The 24,291-nt window shown below is 43.9% G+C and carries 25 protein-coding genes and 1 tRNA gene; 12 read left to right on the top strand and 14 right to left on the bottom strand.

The genetic code is table 11. The annotated features are described in order from the left end of the window. Window positions 1-211: 211 nt before the first annotated feature. Window positions 212-1,225, bottom strand: a complete 1,014-nt coding sequence (locus NLZ44_RS06075; protein WP_493752179.1) for a GGDEF domain-containing protein — start codon at window positions 1,223-1,225, stop codon at window positions 212-214. Window positions 1,226-1,295: 70 nt separating this feature from the next. Then, window positions 1,296-1,580: a hypothetical protein gene (locus NLZ44_RS06080; RefSeq protein ID WP_493752180.1), complete on the bottom strand. Its 285-nt coding sequence runs from the start codon at window positions 1,578-1,580 to the stop codon at window positions 1,296-1,298. A gap of 211 nt (window positions 1,581-1,791) precedes the next feature. On the opposite strand from NLZ44_RS06080, the gene NLZ44_RS06085 reads away from it, so the two are divergent. The 6 genes from NLZ44_RS06085 to NLZ44_RS06110 all read left to right on the top strand — a co-directional run bounded on the left by NLZ44_RS06085 (window position 1,792) and on the right by NLZ44_RS06110 (window position 7,991). Further along, on the top strand, window positions 1,792-2,400 hold the full coding sequence (locus tag NLZ44_RS06085; RefSeq protein WP_493752181.1) for a low-complexity tail membrane protein: 609 nt from the start codon (window positions 1,792-1,794) through the stop codon (window positions 2,398-2,400). A 179-nt stretch (window positions 2,401-2,579) separates the two neighbouring features. After that, entirely contained in the window at window positions 2,580-2,795 is a 216-nt protein-coding gene (locus NLZ44_RS06090) for a hypothetical protein (RefSeq protein WP_493752182.1), read from the top strand. A 195-nt stretch (window positions 2,796-2,990) separates the two neighbouring features. Next, window positions 2,991-3,848, top strand: a complete 858-nt coding sequence (locus tag NLZ44_RS06095; protein ID WP_493752183.1) for a circadian clock protein KaiA — start codon at window positions 2,991-2,993, stop codon at window positions 3,846-3,848. Between the two features lie 96 nt (window positions 3,849-3,944). Then, window positions 3,945-4,259: a circadian clock protein KaiB gene (gene kaiB, locus NLZ44_RS06100; protein WP_006618253.1), complete on the top strand. Its 315-nt coding sequence runs from the start codon at window positions 3,945-3,947 to the stop codon at window positions 4,257-4,259. A 373-nt stretch (window positions 4,260-4,632) separates the two neighbouring features. Then, window positions 4,633-6,186 carry a circadian clock protein KaiC gene (kaiC, locus tag NLZ44_RS06105; RefSeq protein ID WP_493752184.1) on the top strand — a complete coding sequence of 518 codons (1,554 nt, stop codon included), beginning with the start codon at window positions 4,633-4,635 and terminating at the stop codon, window positions 6,184-6,186. A 506-nt stretch (window positions 6,187-6,692) separates the two neighbouring features. Continuing rightward, entirely contained in the window at window positions 6,693-7,991 is a 1,299-nt protein-coding gene (locus NLZ44_RS06110; RefSeq protein ID WP_493752185.1) for a site-specific integrase, read from the top strand. Between the two features lie 565 nt (window positions 7,992-8,556). Here NLZ44_RS06110 and NLZ44_RS06115 read toward each other — a convergent pair. From NLZ44_RS06115 to NLZ44_RS06140, 6 genes are all read right to left on the bottom strand, one after another. Then, window positions 8,557-8,630: transfer RNA gene (locus NLZ44_RS06115), tRNA-Met, on the bottom strand. A gap of 44 nt (window positions 8,631-8,674) precedes the next feature. Continuing rightward, window positions 8,675-9,628 carry an asparaginase gene (locus NLZ44_RS06120; RefSeq protein ID WP_493752186.1) on the bottom strand — a complete coding sequence of 318 codons (954 nt, stop codon included), beginning with the start codon at window positions 9,626-9,628 and terminating at the stop codon, window positions 8,675-8,677. Between the two features lie 22 nt (window positions 9,629-9,650). After that, window positions 9,651-10,151: a CGLD27 family protein gene (locus tag NLZ44_RS06125; protein WP_493752187.1), complete on the bottom strand. Its 501-nt coding sequence runs from the start codon at window positions 10,149-10,151 to the stop codon at window positions 9,651-9,653. A gap of 22 nt (window positions 10,152-10,173) precedes the next feature. Then, window positions 10,174-10,614, bottom strand: a complete 441-nt coding sequence (rsfS, locus tag NLZ44_RS06130) for a ribosome silencing factor (protein WP_493752188.1) — start codon at window positions 10,612-10,614, stop codon at window positions 10,174-10,176. A 77-nt stretch (window positions 10,615-10,691) separates the two neighbouring features. Beyond that, on the bottom strand, window positions 10,692-11,930 hold the full coding sequence (locus tag NLZ44_RS06135; protein WP_493752189.1) for a glycosyltransferase family 4 protein: 1,239 nt from the start codon (window positions 11,928-11,930) through the stop codon (window positions 10,692-10,694). Window positions 11,931-11,974: 44 nt separating this feature from the next. Further along, complete coding sequence (locus tag NLZ44_RS06140; RefSeq protein WP_493752190.1) at window positions 11,975-13,666, bottom strand: DUF3352 domain-containing protein; 1,692 nt, start codon at window positions 13,664-13,666, stop codon at window positions 11,975-11,977. A gap of 79 nt (window positions 13,667-13,745) precedes the next feature. Here NLZ44_RS06140 and thyD point away from each other — a divergent pair, with 79 nt between their 5' ends. The 4 genes from thyD to NLZ44_RS06160 all read left to right on the top strand — a co-directional run bounded on the left by thyD (window position 13,746) and on the right by NLZ44_RS06160 (window position 16,814). Further along, the gene (gene thyD, locus NLZ44_RS06145; RefSeq protein ID WP_493752191.1) at window positions 13,746-14,666 is read left to right on the top strand and encodes a thylakoid membrane protein ThyD; all 921 of its coding nucleotides are present in this window, start codon (window positions 13,746-13,748) and stop codon (window positions 14,664-14,666) included. Next, window positions 14,666-16,021: a GTP-binding protein gene (locus NLZ44_RS06150; protein WP_493752192.1), complete on the top strand. Its 1,356-nt coding sequence runs from the start codon at window positions 14,666-14,668 to the stop codon at window positions 16,019-16,021. The genes thyD and NLZ44_RS06150 overlap by 1 nt, the downstream gene beginning before the upstream one ends. A gap of 1 nt (window position 16,022) precedes the next feature. Further along, window positions 16,023-16,325 carry a hypothetical protein gene (locus NLZ44_RS06155; RefSeq protein WP_493752193.1) on the top strand — a complete coding sequence of 101 codons (303 nt, stop codon included), beginning with the start codon at window positions 16,023-16,025 and terminating at the stop codon, window positions 16,323-16,325. Window positions 16,326-16,544: 219 nt separating this feature from the next. Then, the gene (locus NLZ44_RS06160; RefSeq protein WP_006620513.1) at window positions 16,545-16,814 is read left to right on the top strand and encodes a hypothetical protein; all 270 of its coding nucleotides are present in this window, start codon (window positions 16,545-16,547) and stop codon (window positions 16,812-16,814) included. 9 nt (window positions 16,815-16,823) lie between these two features. Here NLZ44_RS06160 and NLZ44_RS06165 read toward each other — a convergent pair whose 3' ends face one another. Next, window positions 16,824-17,783 (bottom strand): MDR/zinc-dependent alcohol dehydrogenase-like family protein, encoded by a 960-nt coding sequence (locus tag NLZ44_RS06165; RefSeq protein WP_493752194.1) that lies wholly within the window; start codon window positions 17,781-17,783, stop codon window positions 16,824-16,826. A 145-nt stretch (window positions 17,784-17,928) separates the two neighbouring features. Between NLZ44_RS06165 and NLZ44_RS06170 the strand changes: the two genes are divergently transcribed. Beyond that, window positions 17,929-19,035: a sensor histidine kinase gene (locus tag NLZ44_RS06170; RefSeq protein ID WP_233497923.1), complete on the top strand. Its 1,107-nt coding sequence runs from the start codon at window positions 17,929-17,931 to the stop codon at window positions 19,033-19,035. A gap of 34 nt (window positions 19,036-19,069) precedes the next feature. Here NLZ44_RS06170 and NLZ44_RS06175 read toward each other — a convergent pair whose 3' ends face one another. Continuing rightward, on the bottom strand, window positions 19,070-19,729 hold the full coding sequence (locus NLZ44_RS06175) for an SDR family oxidoreductase (RefSeq protein WP_493752195.1): 660 nt from the start codon (window positions 19,727-19,729) through the stop codon (window positions 19,070-19,072). A gap of 170 nt (window positions 19,730-19,899) precedes the next feature. On the opposite strand from NLZ44_RS06175, the gene msrA reads away from it, so the two are divergent. After that, window positions 19,900-20,331: a peptide-methionine (S)-S-oxide reductase MsrA gene (gene msrA, locus NLZ44_RS06180; RefSeq protein WP_493752196.1), complete on the top strand. Its 432-nt coding sequence runs from the start codon at window positions 19,900-19,902 to the stop codon at window positions 20,329-20,331. A gap of 50 nt (window positions 20,332-20,381) precedes the next feature. On the opposite strand, the gene NLZ44_RS06185 is transcribed toward msrA, so the two are convergent. The 4 genes from NLZ44_RS06185 to NLZ44_RS06200 all read right to left on the bottom strand — a co-directional run bounded on the left by NLZ44_RS06185 (window position 20,382) and on the right by NLZ44_RS06200 (window position 24,197). Then, entirely contained in the window at window positions 20,382-20,891 is a 510-nt protein-coding gene (locus tag NLZ44_RS06185; protein ID WP_493752197.1) for a hypothetical protein, read from the bottom strand. A 397-nt stretch (window positions 20,892-21,288) separates the two neighbouring features. Further along, window positions 21,289-22,041, bottom strand: a complete 753-nt coding sequence (locus tag NLZ44_RS06190) for a CAAD domain-containing protein (RefSeq protein WP_493752198.1) — start codon at window positions 22,039-22,041, stop codon at window positions 21,289-21,291. A gap of 21 nt (window positions 22,042-22,062) precedes the next feature. Further along, window positions 22,063-23,505, bottom strand: coding sequence for a glutamate--tRNA ligase (gltX, locus tag NLZ44_RS06195; RefSeq protein WP_008049579.1), 1,443 nt, complete (start codon window positions 23,503-23,505; stop codon window positions 22,063-22,065). A 272-nt stretch (window positions 23,506-23,777) separates the two neighbouring features. Continuing rightward, window positions 23,778-24,197 (bottom strand): DUF4359 domain-containing protein, encoded by a 420-nt coding sequence (locus NLZ44_RS06200; protein WP_493752199.1) that lies wholly within the window; start codon window positions 24,195-24,197, stop codon window positions 23,778-23,780. Between the last annotated feature and the right edge of the window lie 94 nt (window positions 24,198-24,291).

Consider the following 24,291-nt stretch of genomic DNA (forward strand, 5'->3'; position numbering starts at 1 on the left):
CATTAAGGCTCTAGTGATTCAGTCTGCCACTTAAATAACCATTTGATGATGGGATGCAATGATTCTTATATTTATTGTTGAGATTTGTAAATATTTCGGCAATTCCCTTGACAAAATTACCCAGATTATCCTACAAAAAATCATGGGTAAAATTTCTCATGCTCTATCACCTATATATCCCCCATCTGGCTCCCTAACGGTTGCTTTGTGATTAAACTAATTCGCTATAGAAGCTAAAAATGCGATTTCTCCCTAGTTGTTTGGCTTGATAAAGAGCAGCATCAGCAGCAGCAATTAAAGTTTTAGTGGAGGTTAAATAAGTGGGGACTTGACTACTGACACCTAAACTTAGAGATACATAGGGAGAGACTTTTGAGTGAATGTGAGGGAGTTGTTCTTCCTGGACTGCTAGACGGATTTTTTCAGCGATCGCCTCCGCCATTTCCAAATCAGTTTCAGGTAAGACCACCCCGAACTCTTCCCCCCCATAACGAGCTACTAAAGCATTAGAATGCTCAACATTTTGATTGATAATTTGAGCGACATTTTTTAAGCACTCATCCCCGGCTTGATGTCCATAAGAATCATTATAGTATTTAAAGTAATCGATATCCAACATAATTAAAGATATGGGAAGTCTGACTCGATAATGTCTCTCCCATTCCACCTGTAGAAAATCATCAAATCGGCGACGGTTAGAGATTTGGGTAAGCTGATCAAGATTCACCAACATTTGCAGTTCTAGGTTGGTTTCTTGTAGCTGTGCTTCTGTCTTTTTTAACAGTTCAATTGATAATTGGTGAACATATAATTGAGCCATCAGTAATTGTTGGGTATCTAACAATCTAAAATAGCCCTGATTAATCTGTACCACTAACGGCTCATATAGTTCTTCTGTCGAACGATTTAAGGCTGCACCAGCGGCTTCAGCAATTAAAACATTAGCAGGTAATATTAAAGGTTGAATCCTTAAAAAACGGTACATAGACCGCAGAGGACGGGTCAAAAATAGTTCTCTCCCATAGGGACGGCTGAGGGTACGCCAGAATTGTCGCTGAGAAATTATCCCCACGAACTCATCAAAATTATACAGTAGAACGCCGGGAAGACTGCCATCATTTTCAAAAATTTTAGCCAGCACATTTCCCGGCTGATTGATATCTGTTCGGATATCATAAAGCCTTAAATCCTGGAGAGTAGATTCTATATGAAGGTGGTCCATCATCACAAATTATAAAGGTTAACGATGATTCGCGACCTAATCCATTAAAAGCTGTGATTTCACCTCCATTAATTTAACGGATAAACCTGGGTAAAAACATTTGTACACTCAAAGCGACAGTCAAGATGATAGCGATAATAGCTCCAGAAGGGATAGTAAACATACCGAACCAATGTAGCATTCCCATAGTGGTTAGTAACTGTCCTAACCCGGGGTTCCCTGGACATTGAAAATCCATACCAGTTGCGGAACACCCCAAGACATTAGCCAACCCGATCGCCAGAATAGCGATCGCCAAAGGAGTAATCATATAAATCAGGGAAACCCCGATCAGAATTACATTGATTTTGATCCACATTTTGCCTCGTCTCCATTATATCGCAAACTACTATCCTAGAGCGCCACTGTTACCGCCACCAATCCGATCCCACTGAATATGATATGAGTTTTCCCCTATTTGTTGTATGATCATCCTAAATAGATGCAGGTTTTGCCGACTATTTAGCCAACAAACTAGATCATAGCCAAACCTGCCACCATCAACCTTCAGGAGTACGGAATAACCCATCATGCAACGGTTTAGACTCGATCCCTTTCTCTGGATTCATTTAGCCGGATTGGCAACTCTTCCCATTTGGCTAGGATTATGCCTATTGGGATTTGCCGTGGGTTATCCTGTATTTCCTATCACCATAGAGTTTTTACTGGTGGCAGTCCTGGGTATAGTTCCAGTGCTATGGATGCAGTGGTTTCGCCCCTTCTATATATATAGCATTTTGGCGATCGCCATTAAGCCGGAACAACTAACCACAGAACAACAGCGGATTCTCACAGGTTTTAAAACCCAACGCCATCAGGGTTTTGCCATAATTACCCCTGTTTTGCTGCTGCCGATTTTGTGGCAAGTTTACCGCATTGCACCCCTAGCCACCGATGTCGCCTCCATACTTCCGAATTGGAGGATTTTGGGTTTAGCGATCGCCGCCATAGCCTTCTGCGGGTGTAACCTATTTACCCAAGTGCCAATCAGTGTACTATTAGTATTTTTGACCTCCCAATCCCAGCTAAATCAGCGTCATCCCCTATCAACTGAGCAGATTAGCCAAGGATTTACCATCGTTGGTATGAAAGTCGATCGCATCTTACCCATCACCCCCAACCCCGAAAAAACGTCATAGCCTCATCACCCAGATAGACCATAACCCCGATAAATTTACGATAAATTTACCAACTATGCAGAGATTAGCTTAAATTTTTGTAAAATTGTCATTATGATAAGAGATAGGTTCAGCCTGATGTTATGTCTGCTCCAGGCCAATCAGGTAGAGCCCCACTACTGTTTAGTTAATGTACCGTCATGGCTCAATCTACCTCAATTTTCTGGAACCCTGATGCTGCAATGAACCGCCGGGACTCTCAGATCTGGTCTGATCTCAAACAGGCGATCGCCACCAGTTCAGGGTTCAAGGGTTGGCAGCTAGACCGAAATTCTGCCGAAAATCTCCAGAATCTCAATCTTGACCAACAGGTACGCATATATTTACGGGAAACTCTAGAAACCTTAGCCTATTAATCAAGTATCATCAACCCAGGGCAGTTGTTCAACCCCAAACCATAACCCCAAAACATCAGTAAACCCTAGTGTAAGCGATCGGCCTACACCAATCAGAATCAATAATCAAAGGAGTAAGAGCTTCTGATTCAACACGAACCCGAAAAGCCAGGCGCAGTACCCAGCCACCTTTGGAGTCTGCAACTGTCCATATGTATGTTTATCCCATCGATTGAGTTATCTCAGTCGGTGTCCTCCTATTTGCCAAAAGAACACTACATAATTATTCAACTCGACTCCCCAGAGGAATTTATAGAATATGTAACAGAACATAAACACCAACTTGACTGTCTAATTCTGGAGTGGTCGCCTCAGTGGCAGGGTTTAGTTGATAAACTCCAGCAAAACTTAATTTCCATCCCCACCTTAATCATTATACCTAATGAGCAGTCCCCTGTAGTCCAGCCTAGCCTAACTGAACCCTCCGAGAATTACATACTTTCCTCAACAGAAGTCCAGTTAAAAAGTCAACAGATTCATCTAATACAAGGATATATTGATAAAGCTATTAGCCAATTTATTACCCATGCTGTCACCACTCGTCTGACCGATGAATCATCCTCTGTAGATACCCCTACGGAGTTAACTAATTTCATTGTTCGCCAGCAGCGAAGACTCATGGACAAATTACATGAGCGACTAGGATATCTAGGTGTGTATTATAAGAGAAATCCTAAAAATTTTCTGAGAAACCTGTCCAAGGCAGATCGTCAGAAGCTATTGGAACAGCTTAAATCTCAATATCGCCAAATTGTTTTAAGCTATTTTGCTAACGATAAAAATTTGAATAATAAAATTGACGAATACGTTAACATGGCGTTTTTCGGGGATATTCCAGTGACTCGCATTGTTGAGATTCACATGGATTTGATGGATAATTTTTCCAAACAACTCAAACTTGAGGGACGTAGTGAAGATGTTTTACTGGACTACAGACTTACCTTGATTGACACTTTAGCTCATTTATGCGAAATGTATCGTCGTTCCATACCCCGTGAGTCATGGGGAGAATGACCAGGTAGGAATACCTGTCTATTTCATCACGGGTCTAATGTCAAAAAAATCTCTGTTACTCCCTCAAATTTTCATCTTATATCGGTAGATATATCTATGACTCCTCTGAAGAAAACTTATGTTCTCAAACTCTATGTGGCTGGGAATACCCCTAACTCAGTTCGAGCCCTCAAAACCCTTAAAGATATCTTAGAACAAGAGTTTCAAGGTGTTTATGCTCTCAAAGTAATCGATGTTCTCAAAAATCCTCAACTCGCCGAAGAGGATAAAATTTTGGCAACACCGACTTTATCCAAAATTCTGCCCCCACCAGTGAGGAAAATTATTGGCGACCTCTCCGATCGCGAAAAAGTGCTGATTGGATTAGATTTACTCTATGAAGAATTAGAAGACGACGATTATAACTTCTAGGTCAGCCATCAACCCCCCATCTTGGACACCGCTACTCCCCTAACCCTTTCAGCTAGGGGATAAACCCCATTGTCCGATCGCAGTTAAGGTCTCCGTGGGAATATCCCCGTCCGCCGATCAATTCGAGATGATCATATTCCCACTGATGCAGCCAAGATTATGGTAAATATAAATAACAGTTATAGCAACCACCAGGCTAAATAGAACCGGGAACAAAAAATAGCCAACTTTTGATATCTATCTTGTGGTTATTCTCGATTCCCTCAATGCAGTACAATACCAAAGCCTAGATCTATATAACCCAGTTTCCATAGACCCTGTTGATGGGGAAATATAGAATACTCAAAGCCAAACGTTTTTAAAATCAATAATTATGGTCAATAGCAACCCCAAATCAGAACCCAATAAACGGAACTTAATTAGTGTCCAAAAAATCCGCACCATGATTGAAGGATTTGATGATATCAGTCATGGGGGAATGCCAGCAGGTCGGTCAACCTTGGTTAGTGGTACTTCCGGTACAGGAAAAACTTTATTTGCCGTTCAATTTCTCTACAATGGTATCACATATTTTGATGAACCGGGTATTTTAGTCACCTTTGAAGAGGCTCCTACCGATATCATCAAAAATGCGGCCAGTTTTGGTTGGGATTTACAGGGATTAATTGATGAGGGGAAATTATTTATTCTTGATGCCTCCCCGGACCCAGAAGGTCAAGATATCGTCGGCAACTTTGACCTTTCAGCACTCATTGAACGCATACAGTATGGCATTCGCAAATATAAAGCTAGACGGGTTTCTATTGATTCGGTAACTGCCATTTTTCAACAATATGAAGCCGCCGGAGTCGTGCGACGAGAAATTTTCCGATTAGTGGCTCGTTTAAAGCAAGTCGGAGCCACCACAATTATGACCACAGAGCGAGAGTCAGAATATGGTCCGGTCGCTCGCTTTGGTGTGGAGGAATTTGTCTCTGATAATGTCATGATTCTGCGAAATGTTTTGGAAGGTGAACGCCGTCGCCGCACGGTGGAAATTTTGAAGTTGCGCGGTACTACCCACATGAAAGGAGAATATCCTTTTACGATTACTCAAAATGGGATTAGTATTTTCCCCCTCGGTGCTATGCGACTTACTCAACGGTCTTCTAATGTCAGGGTTTCTTCTGGTAATAAAACTCTCGATGAAATGTGCGGCGGCGGCTTTTTTAAAGATTCAATTATTCTGGCGACTGGTGCTACCGGAACTGGTAAGACTCTCTTAGTTAGTATCTTTGTTAATAACGCCTGTCAAAGCAATGAGCGTGCTATTCTATTTGCTTATGAAGAATCCCGCGCTCAATTGTTGCGAAATGCTCACTCTTGGGGACTAGATTTTGAAGCGATGGAACGTAAGGGATTACTCAAAATAATCTGTAGTTATCCTGAGTCTACAGGCTTGGAAGACCATTTGCAAATTATTCGCTCGGAAATTTCTGAGTTTAAACCTTCCCGCATTGCGATCGATTCTCTTTCTGCTTTAGCTAGGGGAGTTAGTAGTAATGCTTTTCGACAGTTTGTAATCGCTGTCACTGGATATGCTAAACAGGAGGAAATTACCGGCTTTTTTACCAATACAACTGACCAGTTTATGGGTTCACACTCGATTACCGATTCTCATATTTCGACTATTACTGACACGATTCTTATGCTTCAGTATGTGGAAATTCGTGGTCAAATGTCTAGGGCTATTAATGTGTTTAAAATGCGCGGTTCTTGGCATGATAAGGGTATTCGGGAATATACTATCACCGAACATGGTCCCCATATTACTGACTCGTTTAGGGATTACGAACGCATTATTGGCGGTTCTCCCACCCGAATTTCTATTAATGAAAAAAGTGAGTTGTCTCGCATTATTAAGGGAGTTCAAGATGATCCGGATTGACGACTAAACCTTTACGGTGAACCTTTCCCTATCTTCAATGTCACGCATTACCACTCCCGTTAAGGCGCGAGCCTTAACGGTGAGATGAATTTGCACCAGTAACTAAACCCTCGGAAAGCGAATCTTTTTTTGGTAATGTGGGCTGCAAAAAACAAACCAACTCAGTGACTCGAAAGTTGCCAGAGCAAAAGTATAGGGTTGTTGACTGGAAAATAGCAGGGTACGTCAGACCTAATAGCTTAGGTGACGCAACCATTTAAGGCAACTCCCACCATAGTAGATATGTCAACGTTTTCGGTTTAATAGCGGGGAGCGGATTTGAACCTTAACTAAAACCTGTAACCCTTATTCTACCGTCACTTTAATGCACTCAAAGGCGATCGCATATTTAGGATCGAGTGCAAAATGAGTGCAAGTACAAACAGTACACACAGTGGTACATATCAAGGCTTTCAAGACATTCTTGAGTTTTTCAACTTCGCAAACAATGTCCCAAAGGTGTGAGGATGAAGTGTAACCGGGGGACGATTCAGTTAGATATCACTAAAGACCCGGAAATGGGAGGACGTAAGCAACGGGGATGTAATTGTCAATTCACTTCTGAGGGTATCCGTAAGGCTGTTGACAAAGCCTGGTTAGTTCATAAATCCCTTGACGGACAATTTCAGTCAGTATCTGAATGGCTGGACTGGTACAAGGCTACTATCCTTGATGAATCCAAAGTTCCCATGGAAAACGACTTAATCACTTACCGTCAAGTGTTTAAAGACATGGAGGATGATTACTTTAATGGAGTGCATCGTAACACCAAACGGAAACGCTCCCGTGATATAGCTAGTGACCAATCATCGTATCACGGCTGTTTTCTTACTGTGTTTGACAAGGTAAAAGACTGGGATGCCTATGTTAGTTGGGATGGCATCAAGGAGGCACTGTATAGCCCATTACAGGATGGTAGTAGTCCAGTAGGTCATAAAATATTCAAAGACAGATACTATCGGTTAAAACAGGTAGCAGAACGTGCTGGCTGTAAAAAAGCACTGGAGAAATTAGAAAAGATTGACCCTACTCAAACAGTATTTACTGAATCCCAAAGTGTAGACTTAGATACCCTGCTAGGCTTACTAGACAAGGAACGCAACACTGATTATCGTTCTGTCACAGAAAATCAGGCTCGCGATGGTTGGTGTTGGGTGTCAGCAATGTGTACTTTGTACGGATTGAGACCATCAGAAGTTGCGGCAAGTCAAAATCTAACCAAAGCCATTACAGTTGACGGTATCACTTTCCCAGCTATATCTGACCCCAAAAACATTGAGTTAGTGCTAGTTATTGGTGAGTTTACTTGCTTTGGAAATAGCACTAAGACGGGTTGGCGGTTAGCAATACCAATGTCAAAAGACAAGACTCTGATTGACCGCCTAGGAATTCATAATGTCTGTTTACCTATTACTGAATCCCAAAACCCTAGTGGCTTTAATCGTAATCATCGTAAATGGCTAGAAAACCATAAATGGGGATTTACTCAAGCCTACGCTTTCCCACACCTTGGAAGCCAACTAGGCGAGATGAACGGGATACCACAGGAAATCAGGGCGCGTTCGTTTGGTCACTCAGTAACGGTTAATGACAGCAAGTACAAAAAACGCCGCAACCTTGCCACAGAGTTAGGCATCCTGACACGACACCAAAGGCAACCATTGCCACTAGATATGGGGAAACAAGCCTTAACTAATATCGGCATCAATCCAGATTTACCAGAGGTTAAGGCAATTCTTAGGGCAATATATCAACTCGATGATTAATCCCCAATAAACCCACAACACAATACCCTCTAGGCTAAATACCTAGGGGGTTTCATTTGGCACTAACTCCTAAATGTGCGATCGGCATTTCCGGTAGATGATAGTTCAGATTTAGCGATCGCTCATAGGTTTACCTATAGGTCTAGTCCACGAAAAGGCGGCCTGATATCTTTGTACATTGATTCCTTAACGGGTTTCCTTCTATGGCTACCGTGTTGGCTTGGAAACATACCCTCCCCCCTAACCGGAATAGACACTCTTGGGGAAGTGACCGACGGGATAGCAGTCAATGGTGACGTTAGGAACCGATAGGCTTGCCATTGACGGGTATCACAAGGGAACTACCCTATCACTTGTCTGCTTAGGGGGGTGATATGGATATTTGACAGATTGATTAAGTTGTACTTATTGATTAACCCGTCAATAATTAAGTTTTGTTGCTAAGGGATATGCACCAATTGCCCCGTATGCTAAGACTAAATGGAGTGCATTTAGAGTGTAACGGTACGACTATCGGGTTAAGTAAATTCCCGCTATAGTGTATATATCAACGTTTTCGGTTTAATAGCGGGGAGCGGATTTGAACCACTGACCTTCGGGTTATGAGCCCGACGAGCTACCAGACTGCTCTACCCCGCGCTGTATGAATACAGTATAAACCAACAGCCGATAAATTGCAACCCCTAAATCATAATTAATTCTCCGCTAACCTCTAAGCGCTTAAAATTATTGAGACTCATGAACTTATCAGCGAGGTTTTCAGCCATTGTAGGAGTAATCCAACCCATCTGAGTGAGTAGATGAATAGCGATCGCATATTTAGCACGATTCGCCCCATCCATAACCTTAATCGCCAATCCCATACTTTCACCGACCCGACCCACACATTGGACTCCCTCAGCCCCAGACTTACTGATGAGTTCCCCTTGTGTTAATCGCATCAATTCCGTATCAAAATGTCCCTCACAGGCGACAAACTCAGGGTGATGGGTCATAGATCGGACAATGCGTTCCATGTCTAAATTATCACCGGAAGCCAACTGAGCATATAAAGTCGCTATCTGAGACAATTCCATCTGATAAGTTGGGGCCCCGCAATCATCCCTAGCGCCGACAAACTCATCTCCGGGAATACCCAAAAGTTCTCCCACCTTAGAGATAATCAATTGTTGGACGGGGTGTTTACGCTGTAGATAGGTCTCCAAAGGCCAGTGACGTTGACGACAGACGGCCAGCATTCCGGCGTGTTTCCCAGAACAACCATGTTCAAGGGGGCTACGTTTACCTTGAGGAATAGGGCATTGTAGATGAGAAGGGTCAATATCACAGCGCCACAGAATATTAAAGGCTTGTCTAGCCTGTTCAATCTGTCCGTGATGGGAACTACAAACGATCGCCAAATCACGGTCAGTCAAATCATAACGTTCTAAAGTGCCAGTGGTAGTAATTGCCAAAGCCTGAAAAGGCTTCAAAGCGGACCGAACAAAAGTAGAAGTGTCTGGACTACCAGCCAGAAACAGAAGTTTACCCCGGTTATCACAAACGGCGGCTTGAATGCGATGGACGGCTTCTGTAATCCCCTCGCGCAACAATTTAACTTCCAATTCCGCTGTGTGTGTACGTTTTCCCCTTGTCATATTTTCCGAATCAATAATAATTTTAAATGCCGATCCAAATCATCCCTCCCATAGCCATAACTACCCCTAAACCATAGCAGGTTTGTTGAAGTCGGTATAGGAGGGGTTGCACCTGATGGGTAATAATTAACCGGTCTTGGGTGACAAATTCAGGAGTTTTTACCCAAGTTTGACCGTCATACCATCCCGACTCCTCATAAAAAACCGTTGGACTAATTAAACGCGATCGGATATACCACCATCCCAAATACAACCGCAGCAAAACCAAGGCCAGAAACAGAGTGGAACCTGCGCCCGCACTCAAAATAAAATGGACAGGACTCCGTTGGGGGGCAAAACTAGCAGCCGCGACGGGGGCAAAAATGACACCGGACCATAGCCAGACAGTTGCTAACTTGCCCAGATATTTCGGCCATGGTAATGTTACCCAACTAAAAAACCAAGATTCTTTGAGTTCCTGATATTCATTGATGGGAAGTTGTTCTGGGGGGACGGGGCAGACTGAAACAGAAACCTTTCTCATAAGTATTTTTAGGGCTTAGGGTTTAAGTCAGTGCAGACCAGCTAATTTTTTCAGCATGACCCCAGAAGGCTTCTAAATTATAGAACTCTCGTTCCTCTGGTAGCAAAATATGGATCATGACATCACCATAGTCTACCACTATCCAAGAACCTTCGCTTTGACCATCAATTCGCAGCGGTTGTCGCTGGTTTTCCTCTTCTACTTTCTGGATAATGGCTTGATGAATAGCCCTAACCTGAGTATTTGAGAACCCGGTGACAATCAGAAAGTAGTCTGCTAAGTAGGAAACTTCAGTAACTTTCAGCAGTGTAATGTTGTCGGCTTTGCGATCATCGGCGGCGCGCGCCGCCGCGCGCGCTGTTCCTAGGGTGGTGTCATCAACCCGACCCGTAAGGGTAGTAGACCCATCTGGTGCATATTGACTATGGCTATTATTAAACATTAAGCGATAAAATTCCCCCATTAGTGACAGGTTGGACGGATGCGATCATTGTAACAACTCGAATGAAGATCCGGTGTGCAGGTATTGGGTGTTAGCTGTTAACGAGAGTTGCTGACCTCGGTAAATAGGGCTTCATATTTACTCAAAGCTAAATCAAAGCTAAATTCTTCCTCGGCGAATTTACGGCCCTGCTTACCCAAGGCCTCTACTAAGTGGCGATCGCCATATAATTTCAAGACCGCATCAGCCATAGCCTGGGGATCCTCCGGGGGAACCACCACCCCGCCGCCACTTTGGAGTACAGCCACCTTAGCGGTCCCGGTATCTGGAACCGATGCCACGATCGCCCTACCACTGGCTAAAATCACGGGAATTTTAGAAGGTAGATTAAACGCCGTGACATCTCGTTTTTGCACCACCAAACCCACATCAGCCGCCGCCAACATTTCCGGCAATTTTTCCCGGGGTTCAAAGGGTCGTAATAACACATTATCTGCCTGATGAACTTTACATAACTCTTGGAGATTTGCCAAAGCCTTACCCTCTCCGACAATCACAAAAGCCATATCACTAATATGCTGAAGTTTAGCGGCGGCTTTAATCACAGTATCCATCCCTTGAGTTAGGGCAATATTCCCAGAATAAAGCACCACGAATTTATCGGTTAATCCGTGAGCTTCCCTAAAGGGGTTTTTTTCTTTAGGTAAAGGATGAATAAACTTGGTATCCACCCAATTAGGAATATAGGCAATTTTATCGGCGGGGACACCTTGCCGTAATAAATTATCCCTAAATCCCTCAGCGATTACACTAACTCGACTCACATTTTTATAACTTAATTCTTCGACTTTGCGGGCGGTCTTCAACACGAAGCTATCCCCCTCAACCAACTTAACCCGCATGGCTGCTTCCGAGACAATATCCTGAAGATTTAACACGACCGGGCAGCGTCTAATTGTCGCATATAAAGCCACAGGCAAAGATACAAGTAACGGGGGAATTGTGGCAAAAATTACGTCGGGTTTCCAGCCTTTAAATGCTTGTACAATACTGGTAGCAATAAAACTCCCATCTAACATCAACCTAGCTTTTAAGCCTGGTTTAGGCCCTTTAATCCAAATAAAACTCCGCTGAATTTCTACGCCATTTCTCTGTTCATTCAGATAAAATTTACCCTGATATTCTGGATAAACGCGACGTTCTGGATAATTAGGCATTCCGGTAACTACCCGCACTTGATGACCCCGTTTAACTAAACCTTCAGCCAGTTCAGTCATTAAGGGAGCAATACCAATGGGTTCAGGATAGTAGTTGTAGGAATAAATCAGGATACGCATAATTTTCAGCTTATGTTGAGGAAATAAATTCAACTATCTTCATCTCAGTATCTTCTAGGTTTTAGGGTCAGAAGTACCTCAATAGCGATATGATCATCGGTTGGTTGAGTGGTACTGATACCAACTCCTTGGACTGAGTTAAGTAGGCTAATGGTTCTCCTTGGTAGGGCGACAGCAGGCGCAGCTAGAAGGTAGCTTGTCGCCCAGGATAGTAGGTTTTCCATATCTAAGTAAACATAACTGTGTAATGGTTCTGGTAAAGATTTGGTAATTTTCTGAAATCGGGGTGTTTCGGTTAAGGATGGATTATGAACCTGGGTCATGGCTTCAACGACAGGACCACCAAAGGCGAAAAATAGCAGATTAGGGGTTAGCCATCCATGTCCGAACAAAGTCCCCTGTTGGGGGTCATTCCATTCGGTTACTTCGATCCCTTCAATGGTTCGCTGTTCGACGTTAACGGGGGGATTACTTTGGGCGATAATCTCATCAAGTTGGTCTAAGGTGTTTTGGGCGATCGCTTGATTACTGGTTTCTAAGACCAATGCGCCGCCTAATCCCAGGGGGGCGAGAATCCCTTTTTCGGAGGCGATCGCCGCCAGGACGAATTCTCCATCCATCCAACCAAATACTTCCTCATCTGCATCAAGTTCAATAGCTGCCAATCCATACCTTATCTGTTTTACCATGTCTTGAATACTCGGATCAATTTGGCTTTGGTCAACCAATTGTGACCAGAACCGATTAATTCCATGACTATTCACCATAGCAACAGTTTCTGAGGGAAATCTGGAAAGAATTTGACCGACTTGGGGGGAGGAGTTAACGGGGGTTGGCGATCGCCTCTGCTGCATTATCCCTCTAATCCTAAATCCTGTTGCTTCTACCCCTAAACTCACCATGGCAGATTGAATTGGGGCTAATTTAGATACCCGACTCCAAGATTCCCAAGACGAGTCGGAAAACTCCGATAATTTGTCTAAAAATCGGTTATAGTCTGCCACAAAAATAGTTATTAAGGGCATGGTAACCATGTGGGATTCGGTAGGAAATGGTGCTGGGGACAAGGGATAACTAATATCAGTTGTGGCTTGATTGGCGGTTTCGGCTGCGTTTATACCTTTCCACAATTGGGCTAAGTTAGGTTCTCCAAAACTCGTGTCGATCGCTTTTTGGATTGGTTCGGGACTAGCTGCTACTAACAGGCGATCGCCCACTCTAGCTATATGGTATATTTTACCACTATCCTCCCCATATTCATAAATAGTAATACCCCGGTATTGTGGCGGTTTTCCTGACACACTTAATTCGGCATTTAGCCGACTCATAAACTGGTTAGCCCGCCAATGATTTTTAATAGCTAATATCATGAGTAGATCAGCATCTTCCGACTGGTCTGAGGGCAACACACTCACTAAAATTCCCCCTAGCCAGGGTCTAATATCTCGGTCGAAATTTAGGGAAGTTCCGGCTAAACTCTGTTGTTTAAGACTTGACAAAAAGCGATTTATATGATACCTAGTTTGTTGATTGCCAAATTGTCTTAAATAGTGAAGAGCCGATGGATTCGGGGTAACCAAAACCGCCATCAGTGCATTTTCAGGAACCAATCTCAAGCTGTCTTCTGGGCTATAAACCTGTACTCGCAGAGTTCGCATATAAAGCAGTCCAGCCACTGTCCCCGTAAAAGCGATCGCCACAGCAGCCATAATCAGTTTAGACTTTTTTAAGGTCATGTTCAAAGTTGATAGTTGACAGTTGACAGTTGACACTTGGCAGTTAAAAATTATTAATTATTAATTATTAGTTGAGTTCATGAAAGTAGCAATTACAGGAGCCACCGGATTTGTGGGTTCACATCTGGTCCAACAACTCCACTCCCTAGGTTATCAAATTATCGTGCTTACCCGTAACCCGGACAGAGGGCGGCGGGTGTTTCCCGTAGCCAACTACCCCCAACTAGAGATTGTGGGCTATACTCCCACCGAGTCAGGTTCATGGGAAGATGCGATCGCTGGCTGTGATGGTGTAGTCAACCTAGCCGGAGCCCCCATAGCCGATGAACGTTGGACAGAAGCCCGGAAACAGGAACTATACCAAAGTCGAGTTATCCAAACCCAAAAACTTGTCTTGGCTTGCACCAAAGCCACCCGACAACCTCAAGTTTTAGTCAGTACCTCCGCCATAGGCTACTACGGAACCAGTGAAACAGCCACCTTTGACGAAAGCAGCCCCCCAGGAAACGATTTCCTAGCCAACCTCTGCCAACAGTGGGAAGCCGCCGCCACCCCTGTCAAAAACAGTGATATCCGTTTAGTGATCCTACGATTTGGTATTGTACTCGGTATGGGAGGAGCTTTGGGTAAAATGCTCACCCCCTTTAAACTATTTGCCGGGGGACCCCTGGGCAGCGGTAAACAGTGGTTTTCCTGGATTCATATTAGCGATTTAGTCAATCTAATTCGCTTCAGCTTAGAAAATCCCCAAGTTGAGGGGGTTCTGAATGCTACCGCCCCTAACCCGATCCGCATGAACGAACTATGCCAACAAATGGGCCAAATTATGAATCGTCCCTCGTGGTTGCCTGTGCCTAGTTTTGCCCTGGAAATGCTATTAGGAGATGCTGCTATTGTAGTATTAGAAGGCCAACAGGTGTTACCATTACGCCCCCAATCCTACAATTTTCCATATCAATATTCTACGGTGAAACCAGCCCTAGAGGAGATTCTCGCCTGATGTCTCGATCTGACCCATCCACCGCCCATTTCCAACGTGCGCGCAGCAGTTTACAGCAGGCGTTAAAGCGTTATGGTCAAATGCGCCGCCAACCAGACCCACGGGGTAGCCAACTACAAGCTACAGTACAGGAACAGCTTGATACTCTGGCTGCTAATTTGGAAAAACTAGACCAGGGGTTAATTCGGATCGCCGCTTTTGGTTTGGTTAGTCGTGGAAAGTCGGCGGTTTTGAATGCTTTGTTGGGTCAGCGAGTCCTACAAACTGGACCAACTCACGGGGTCACGCAATGGCCGCGGTCTGTGCGCTGGACGGTGAGACCGGAAGAAATACGGGAAGTAGAACCCATTGATGTGGAGTTAATCGATACCCCTGGACTTGATGAAGTCGCGGGCCATATTCGGGGTGAAATGGCGCGGGAGGTTAGCCGTCAGGCGGATTTGATTCTGTTTGTGGTGTCGGGGGATTTGACCCGCACGGAGTATGAGGCGATCGCAGAGTTAAAACGTACCCAAAAACCTTTGATTATCGTATTTAACAAGATTGACCTTTACCCCGAATCTGAACAGGAGGCGATTTATCGGAATTTGGAAAAGTTGGCGGTGAGGGGTTCGGCTATGGTTCCCTCCTCTATAGAAATTGTCCGGGTCGCTGCTGAACCTACCCCCCTACAGGTGCGGGTAGAATGGCCAAATGGCCGCACTACTCAGGAATGGGAGTCGCCACCGCCTCAAATTCAAGAGTTACAGCGGGCGATCGCTACTATTGTTTATCGGGAAGGGCGATCGCTTTTGGCTTTAAATGCTTTGGTTCAAGCCCGGGAAGCTGACCGGGCGATCGCACGCCAGACTGTTCGTTTACACCGTGCCGAAGCCGAAGATTTAATCTGGAAGTTTACCCAATATAAAGCCATAGCCGTCGCTATCAATCCCGTCGCCTTTTTAGATGTCGCGGGCGCTTTTTTCGCCGACTTGCTGTTAATTCGCGCCTTGGCTAAGTTGTATGGGTTGCCTATTACCAGTTATGAGGCGGGGAAATTATGGCGGCAAATTTTGGCCAGCTCTGGGGCGATTTTATTGGGTGAAATCGGTAGTGGTTTACTCCTAGGAATCGGCAAAACTGGCGCGGTAGGAGTGGCTAATTTTCCCGGCTATGCAGGAGCCGCTATTACTCAAGCTGCGATCGCTGGTTATGGTACTTATGTTGTCGGTCGCGCCGCCCAGGTTTACTTAGAACAGGGTTGCACTTGGGGGGAATATGGTATTGATACCGTCATTCAAGAGATTATTAATCAGTGCGATCGCGAGACGGTAATTTATCGTTTACGACAAGAATTTGATGATTTTATTGGATAGCATGAATATTCTACACTTACAGCCCGAAACTATTGCCACCATTCAACAAATGTCTGAACCGGAAATTAAAGAACTTGAGGAGTTTGTGCAATTCCTCGCCTGGAAAAAGTGCCGAGAATCAACAGAACCCTCTTCCCCCCCTGAATATAGCGCCTTAGTGCCTTCGGTTCCGGGGAATATTACCTTAGCTTCAGAATCTCCCCCTACTCTCACTCAAGAAAATTGGCATAAGGCTTTAGAAATGATCACCCAAGAACGTCTCAGTCAACTGCGAACACTACACCATCGCTTGAATTCTCCCTAGAAACCTAGACAATCACTGCGGGCTATGATATAATTCCATGATATGCTATCATATAAACTTCCCATCATACTCCCATGATAGGCTAAGTCAGCTTCGCCTATAAGGGAGTACCAGTGGTTGATTTGAGTTGAGCTAATAACTACTCAAAGCGCGAAACTCTAAGCACTGGTAAACTCACCCTAATTCATTCACAGATTCTTATAGCAGAAGGTATTGACCGTGTTGAGATTTTTACAGTTTCTCATTCAGGCTATTGAACCTTTTTTAGTTCCTATATGCTTTGTCGTCGCTTGGGGGTTGATGTTCCTCACGATTTGGAATGTCGGAGCAGCGATCGCCCAGACCATAAAAAGAGCTAAAATCATGCATCAAATCCCCTGTGCTAACTGTAGCTTTTTTACCGGAGATTATCGCCTTAAATGTCCCGTCCAACCAACTATAGCCCTTTCCGAAAAAGCGATCGACTGTCCCGACTACGAATCCAAATAACCCAGAAGATCAAGACCCTGCTACATCAACCAAAACTTTTAAAGTTCCCCGCTTTTGAGCATGGTTAAAAGCAGCGATCGCATCATCTAAGGAATATTTAGCCTGAATCAAAGGTTCCACATCAACCCGAAATTCTGCCAAGAGTTGCAAAGCCGGAACGAAAGGACCGCAGCGGGAACCTAGCAAAGTAATCTCATCTACCACCAGAGAAGATACATCAATAGTCAAATTTCCCGTATATGTGCTTTTTAAGACCAGAATACCACGCGATCGCAAACTCCGACGGGCGATCGTAAATCCTTCAGGATTGCCAGTACATTCTACCGCCAAATCAAAACTCCTGTCAACTACAGCATCAGCAAATCCCGTTTTAATACCCCGATTTTCTAATAATTGTAACTTCTCGCGATGACGACCTACAGCCAACAAATCACAACCCGTTAAAGCCAAAGTTTGAGCGATTAGTTGTCCTAGTTTGCCATCTCCGACCACTAAAACCCGCCATTCCGGGTGAATAGATAGCTGTTGCTGAATTTCCAGCGCCGCCGCAATGGGTTCCGTGAAAGTCGCCGCGTCCGTAGAAACACTATGGGGAACTAAATGCAAATTTTGCACTGGAAGCGTGAGATAATCAGCGAATGCACCATTACGGTTAACTATACCCAGAACAGTGCGATTTTCGCAGTGGGTGGGTTGTTGAGTCAGGCAAAATCTACATTTCCCACAGGTGGCGTTAATTTCTCCCACCACCCGCCGTCCCAGAAGATTAGGGGGACCTTGTTCCACCACACCGACAAATTCATGGCCCGGAATGCCTTGGTAGGGATAATATCCCCTAAGCAATTCTAGGTCAGTGTTGCAAATCCCGGCTCGCAGGACTCGCACTAATGCCTCTCCTGGACTCGGTGTAGGCGTGGGTATGTCGGTGCGGAGTTCCAGTTGCTGATTTTCCAGCCAAACTGCTTTCATGGTTCTACCTAATCAGTAACGTTTGCTATATTTTAGTCAATCTTTAAATTTACCGACAACCGGGAATTTGTCACCTAGAATAGAAACACAGTAAATTTTTACTAAAGGAGCACTCACTCATATAGTGGGTTGGTGGATACCATTGATGCCGAAAAAGCTCACACAAAATATATTATCAAAGTCCGGTGTGAAAATTACTACTATTGGTCTGATGATAGCTATTGCCATATTGTATGGGTTAGGTTATTTTTTATGGGGTAATGATGTGGTGGCCTTTTTGATTAGCTTGATTTCTGTTTTATTAGCCGCTGGAACAGCTTGGCATAGTTACCACAAACAACAAAAGTGGTATCAGGAAAAACGGGATTTAGAAAATCATATTCAAGACCTGTGCGATTCTTGGCATTTACAACAAACCCAGCTCGAAAAAAATTGGCAGGAATTAACAGAAAAGTACCATCATATTGAACAGGAAAATATCCGTCTTAACAATACTAATATTCGCAAAGATGAATTTCTCAGGCAAACATCTCATGAACTGCGAACACCTCTAAATGGCATTATCTGTTCCCTACAACTGCTACTTGATGAGTTATATGATAACAGTGACGAAGAAACCGAACTTCTGCAACAAGCCTATCAGTCTTCTCTGCATTTAATTAACCTCATTAATCAGGTTTTGGATTTGGCAAAAATTGAAGCGGGGAAAGTCTCAATTGAGTTAAAGTCTATTGATTTGCACGCATCCCTAACCGCTGCTATTTATTTACAGTTCGGCAATTTTCGCAAGAAAAATCTACAGCTTTACCGACAAGATTTTTTTCAAGGCATTAAAATTAAAGCCGACCCCAACAAATTAAAACAAGTTTTGATTAATGTGATTGGTAATGCTATTAAATTTACAGACCGTGGTAATATTACGATTATTACTCAACTGCGACAGGTGAAATCTAATCCCAGCGACTCCCCAATCACTATGGCAGTTATCACTGTTCAAGATACCGGAATTGGTATTGAGCCGAAAAATCAACACCGACTTTTTGAGGCATTTCAAGTAGAAAATGAGTCTAACACTAATCCTCAAGGAAGTACGGGACTCGGTTTAATGATATCTAAAAATTTGGTGGAAATGATGGGGGGTAGCATTTATTTAAACAGTCCCGGAAGAAACCAAGGAACTACCGTAGAAATTCTGCTACCCCTAGCTGATCAAGAATCGGAAATTGATGATAGTAATATTAAGTATGATTAGCCATTAATATTACCTGATTAAACTACCCTACATATTACCAGGGAAGTACCTCACCATTAGCGTGCCAAAATGTGCCAGTATTATCTAAGTTGAGTTGATCAATTCTGGCTAATAGTCCCTGTACTGACTCGGTGGGAGTAATCCCTGTAAAGTTAGTCATGCGGGTTTTGACTAAACCTGGGTGTAAAATACCTACAGAAATTCCCCGGGGTTTTAAGTCATGGGAGAGAGATTTTCCCGCCATACTTACGGCTACTTTAGACATTCGATAACCATAGGAACTCCCAGAGGTATTGTCACCAATAGAACCCATGCGACTGGTGATTATAGCAATTTTTGAGCCAGACTGGAGGTGAGGGAGTAAAGCCTGAGTGACTCTCAAGGGTCCCAAGGCGTTGACTTCAAACTGTTGGCGGATACTATCAAAATCCAGGTTTTCCAGGGTGTTACGCTTTAAAATACCCGCGTTGTTAATCAGTACATCAATAGTGGTACCTTTTAAATTGGAGGCTAACTTACTGACGGCTTCTGGGGAGGTGAGATCACACCCCGACTCGACTCGCACCCCTAATTGTTCTAATTCGGCGCTAGAATGGCGACAGACTGCAATCACAGTTTCTTGGCGATCGCATAATTGACGACAAAATTCTAAGCCAATTCCTCCGGTAGCACCCGTAACTAAATAAGTTGTCATTAGGATTCAAATTATTAAACTCTCTTATCTTGTTGTAGCGGGTTGGGCGATGTTTTGAGTAGGCGATCGCCAAAATTTCTCAAATTTAGCTACCTGAACAGTTATATAATCAGATCGATAATCAGATCGATAATCAAAATACATAATTCCTATAAACCCTGATCATCAATATGATAGAAACCGCCACCTTTGCAGCCGGATGCTTTTGGGGAGTCGCCGACAAATTTAGTCAGATCAACGGCGTAATTGAAACCGCCACCGGATATATGGGGGGACATTTTCCCCACCCATCTTATTTAGACGTAGCCGCTAGAATTACAGGTCATGCAGAAGTCGTACAACTTCAATATAATCCTGATGTAGTTTCCTACGAACAACTATTAGAAGTATTTTGGCAAATTCATGACCCCACCTCCCTAAACCGCCAAGGTCCTGACCGAGGTGAACAATACCGATCAGCAATTTTTTATCATAATTCCCAACAGGAACAAATCGCCAGAAAATCCAAACATCAACTGCAAATATCAGGAACCTATCCGCGACCCATTGTTACTGAAATTAAACCCGCATCCGAATTTTACCCCGGTTCCGGCGGTCCCTAACATTAGAGAATATATCGGGAATCAACCCACCTGGTAAATTGTCATTATGATCAATTCTCAGAAGACCTCCTAGCAGTAATTTCAATTATATATGGGTGATAGCTATTAGGTTCATAGGAACCCACCCAAATTTCATACTTACCAGATAACCACTGACCGATAATTCCTGGGTTCATACCAATTAAGTCATCATTACACCAACTCCCCCCCGGTCCCCTAACCACAATCAAAGTGTCTTCATTGCTTTTAACCGTCAGACTCAGATGGTTAAAAAACTCAGTTAAAATCAGGGTATGGTCTGGCTTTTGATCCACATAACCGATACAGGGACCCGTTGGCGTTTCCTCTCTACCCGCAATATCTTGACTCCTCACCGGACCCCCACTCAGTCCCCTAAGAATCATTGGATCTGGTTGAAAATTCGGTGATAGCGTCACGTTTTCAAACATTACTGTTGGGTTAGAACCCTGAGAATGAGCCACCCCTGAACTATTGACAAATAACCCAACAACTGCCAGCATTGAGCCAAATATTATCCTTTTGGTTTGCTCAATTTTCATGAGTCTTTCTCCTTATATCACACAATTTGAGATAACTATATTATAGTTATAATTAGCTTTTAATTATCCGGCTATCATCCCAATGGTCTTGGGGAAGGTCTGGTAGCGCTATTTGAGACTTACAGAATCATGAATAATAGCTGATTAATAGCTATCCCGATTACAACAATCCCCTGTCTTATGTTGAAGACAGGGGAATCATAATATACGGAAGTTACCTAACTTCCAGTTGTATCAAGTCCGTTTTAGCTAGGTGTTATTCACTGATTAACCGGACTTGATATTTGCGATGTTTGATGTGGTGTAATTAGAGCTGCAATTAACTTTTTTTACCAGTAAATAATTCCCACTAATTTTGAGCAAGAATTAGCCTGATAAATAGTAACTCTACACAGTATTAATTTTCCCCAAACACATCTTTTTTAAACTCGCTCCACTTATTAACCAGTTCTTCACGAGTTTCGCTCCGCAGTAAATAACGATAGACAAACCATCCAGAGAATCCAATTCCCACCATTTCTAAACTGGGTTTAACTAGGGGGATTTGATTAATAATATCAATCACCCCAACTAACACCCGCAGGGTTACAAACAACACAATAATCAGAATTACAGTTGTTAGCGGACGGTAGTATTCACTGAAAAACTTACTAAAGTTTTCGGGTAAATTCGAGAAAAAGTCCAGGACCTTTTCTTTAATCGCTGTCACATCTACTTCCGGCATATCTACACCCCCCCCAAGTGTGGGTTCGGTAGTTATAGCAGCAGGTTTAGCAGCGGCTACAGGTTCCGGTTTGGGTTCCGGTTTGGGTTCCGGTTTGGGTTCCGGTTTGGGTTCCGGTTTGGGTTCCGGTTTGGGTTCCGGTTTGGGTTCCGGTTCTGGGGGTTTAGCAGCGGCTACAGGTTCCGGTTTGGGTTCCGGTTTGGGTTCTGGGGGTTTAGCAGCCACAGGTTCCGGTTTGGGTTCCGGTTTGGGTTCCGGTTTGGGTTCCGGTTCTGGGGGTTTAGCAGCAGGTTTAGCCTCAACTACAGGTTCCTTCTCTTTGGGAGTAGAGGATTTAGCTGGAGTAGTATCTGCTTTAGTAGCAGAGGTCTTATCCTCAATGGGAGTTTTATCGTCTTGTGGTTTGGATTTAGAGCTATCCGCCATAGCATTCAGCCTCAATAACAATTAACGATCTAATATGTTTTGCAAGCGAGTTAGATCAGTTCCTCGCTGATGGAGAAGCAGCCAGGACTCAACCAAATCCGGGCCATGAACAGCCCCAGTGAGAGCTGCTCTGAGCGATCGCATGATCAGCCCTTTTTTAAGTTTCGTCTCTTTGGTAACAGCTTTGATCATATCCTTGACGGTATCTGCTGTCAGTGTAGGCTCAGATTCGAGTTTATCCTTGATAGCTGCCAAGACGGTTTGGGCTCCCTCTTGTTGCAACTGCTGCTGGGCTTCTTCATCTAAACTGACACTGGAGGGAAAGAACATCGCGGCCATATCTACTGCATCTTTGAGACGGGTAAGACTAGGACCAATGAGGGTTGTTAACTGTTCCAACCAAAGGCGATCGCTCTGTGGGTCGAAGTCATAACCCGCCTCTTTCCAATAGGGAATCAACATATCTGTCAACTCCGACACTGGCAGATTATGGATATACTGACCATTCAACCAATCGAGCTTATCCCAGTCAAATTTTGCCCCCGCCTTATTGACTCTATCAAAACCAAAGTTTTTCGCCGCCTGTTCTAGGGTAAAGATTTCCTGAGTCGAATCAGTGGGAGTCCAACCCAATAGTGTCATATAATTAGCCAAAGCGGGGGCTGTGTAACCCAAATTTTGGAAATCTGAGATAGAAGTCACCCCGTCCCGCTTAGATAGTTTACGGCCATCAGGATTCAAAATCAAAGGAGTGTGGGCGAATTCTGGAACCGTTCCCCCCAAGGCTTCGTAGAGTAGTATCTGTTTGGCAGTATTAGCGATATGGTCTTCACCGCGAATTACATGGGTGATCTGCATATCAATATCATCGACCACCACCGCCAAATTATAGAGAGGCTGACCGATCGCATTGCTACTCGAAGCCCTAGCAATGACCATATCTCCCCCCAAGTCGGAGCCTTTCCAGACTACCGAACCCCTGACCAAATCATTCCATCTAATTTCTCGGTTGTCGTCTATTTTAAAGCGAATCACGGCACTGCGGCCTTCAGCTTCCAAAGCCGCCCTTTGTGCTGCGGTTAGGTCGCGGTGGCGGTTATCATAGCGAGGAGCTTGATTTTTAGCTTTTTGAGCCGATCGCATTTCCTCAAGTTCTTCCGGAGTACAATAGCAACGGTAAGCCAAACCCGCATCTAGGAGTTTACAGATGGCTTCCCGGTACAAGTCCAGGCGCTCCGACTGAAAAAACGGCCCTTTATCCCAATTTAGACCCAACCAGGTTAGTCCATCTAAAATATTTTGGGTAAATTCAGGACGCGATCGCTCTTGATCTGTATCTTCAATGCGTAGTATAAACTCACCGCCCTGATTTCGGGCGAAAAGCCAGTTAAATACAGCGGTTCTGGCTGTACCAATGTGTAGATTACCTGTAGGGCTAGGAGCCAAACGAACTCTGACAGTCATAATTTCTGGGTTGCCTGTGTATCTTGATCGCGCCAACGGCTGGCTAATTGTCAATGTTGGCTTTTGTCCACTCAACAAACCACAATCGCCATCTCAACATTGTATCTTTTTTTGTAACTGTCCATACCACCGAAAGCGATCGCAAACCCATTCTACCCTCAACCAACATTGGCAGCGGGTGCAGCCGTCTTGTCTTGTTTCCTGGGGCTGACCTAGCACCCGCCCTTATGGGAGGGCGCTTTTTACCCAGAATACAATTGGGCTCCTTCCGATTATTGTAGGGAATTTTCCGGCAGTTTTTCCACTGAAAATGGGATAAAATTACCAAACAGAGCCAGAGTTCTATAGCGATTATTCAACACTTCCGATGTGTAAATGCTAAAAATCATCGCATTTTGTCGGTGAGTAGAATTGTCAATAAAAGCCCTAATTGTACCCCGTTGAGAAGTTACCAAAGTATTGCAGGTGTCTACAATCATATTAGAAAAACCTCGGAGAATAGCCGGAACTTCCGCCTCATTACATAGGTTATTTTTCGCTTCTTGGGATAACTTCACCGAGGCATATTCGAGATAGTCTTGGCGACTGGGGTTAGTTAAAGCCATTGTTCCCGCCAAAATAGCCAGAGAGATAGCCATTTTACTGATATACCCACCAGCATGGCTTGATTCCATCCGATCAACTTTCATCATTTTAAATAATCACCTCTAACAGCATTTTATCGAGAAAAATAGAACATCATACTAGGTTAAGTTCCACTAAGCCGGACTAGGACTGCTCAGAGTT

This window comes from Arthrospira sp. PCC 9901, assembly GCF_059013425.1.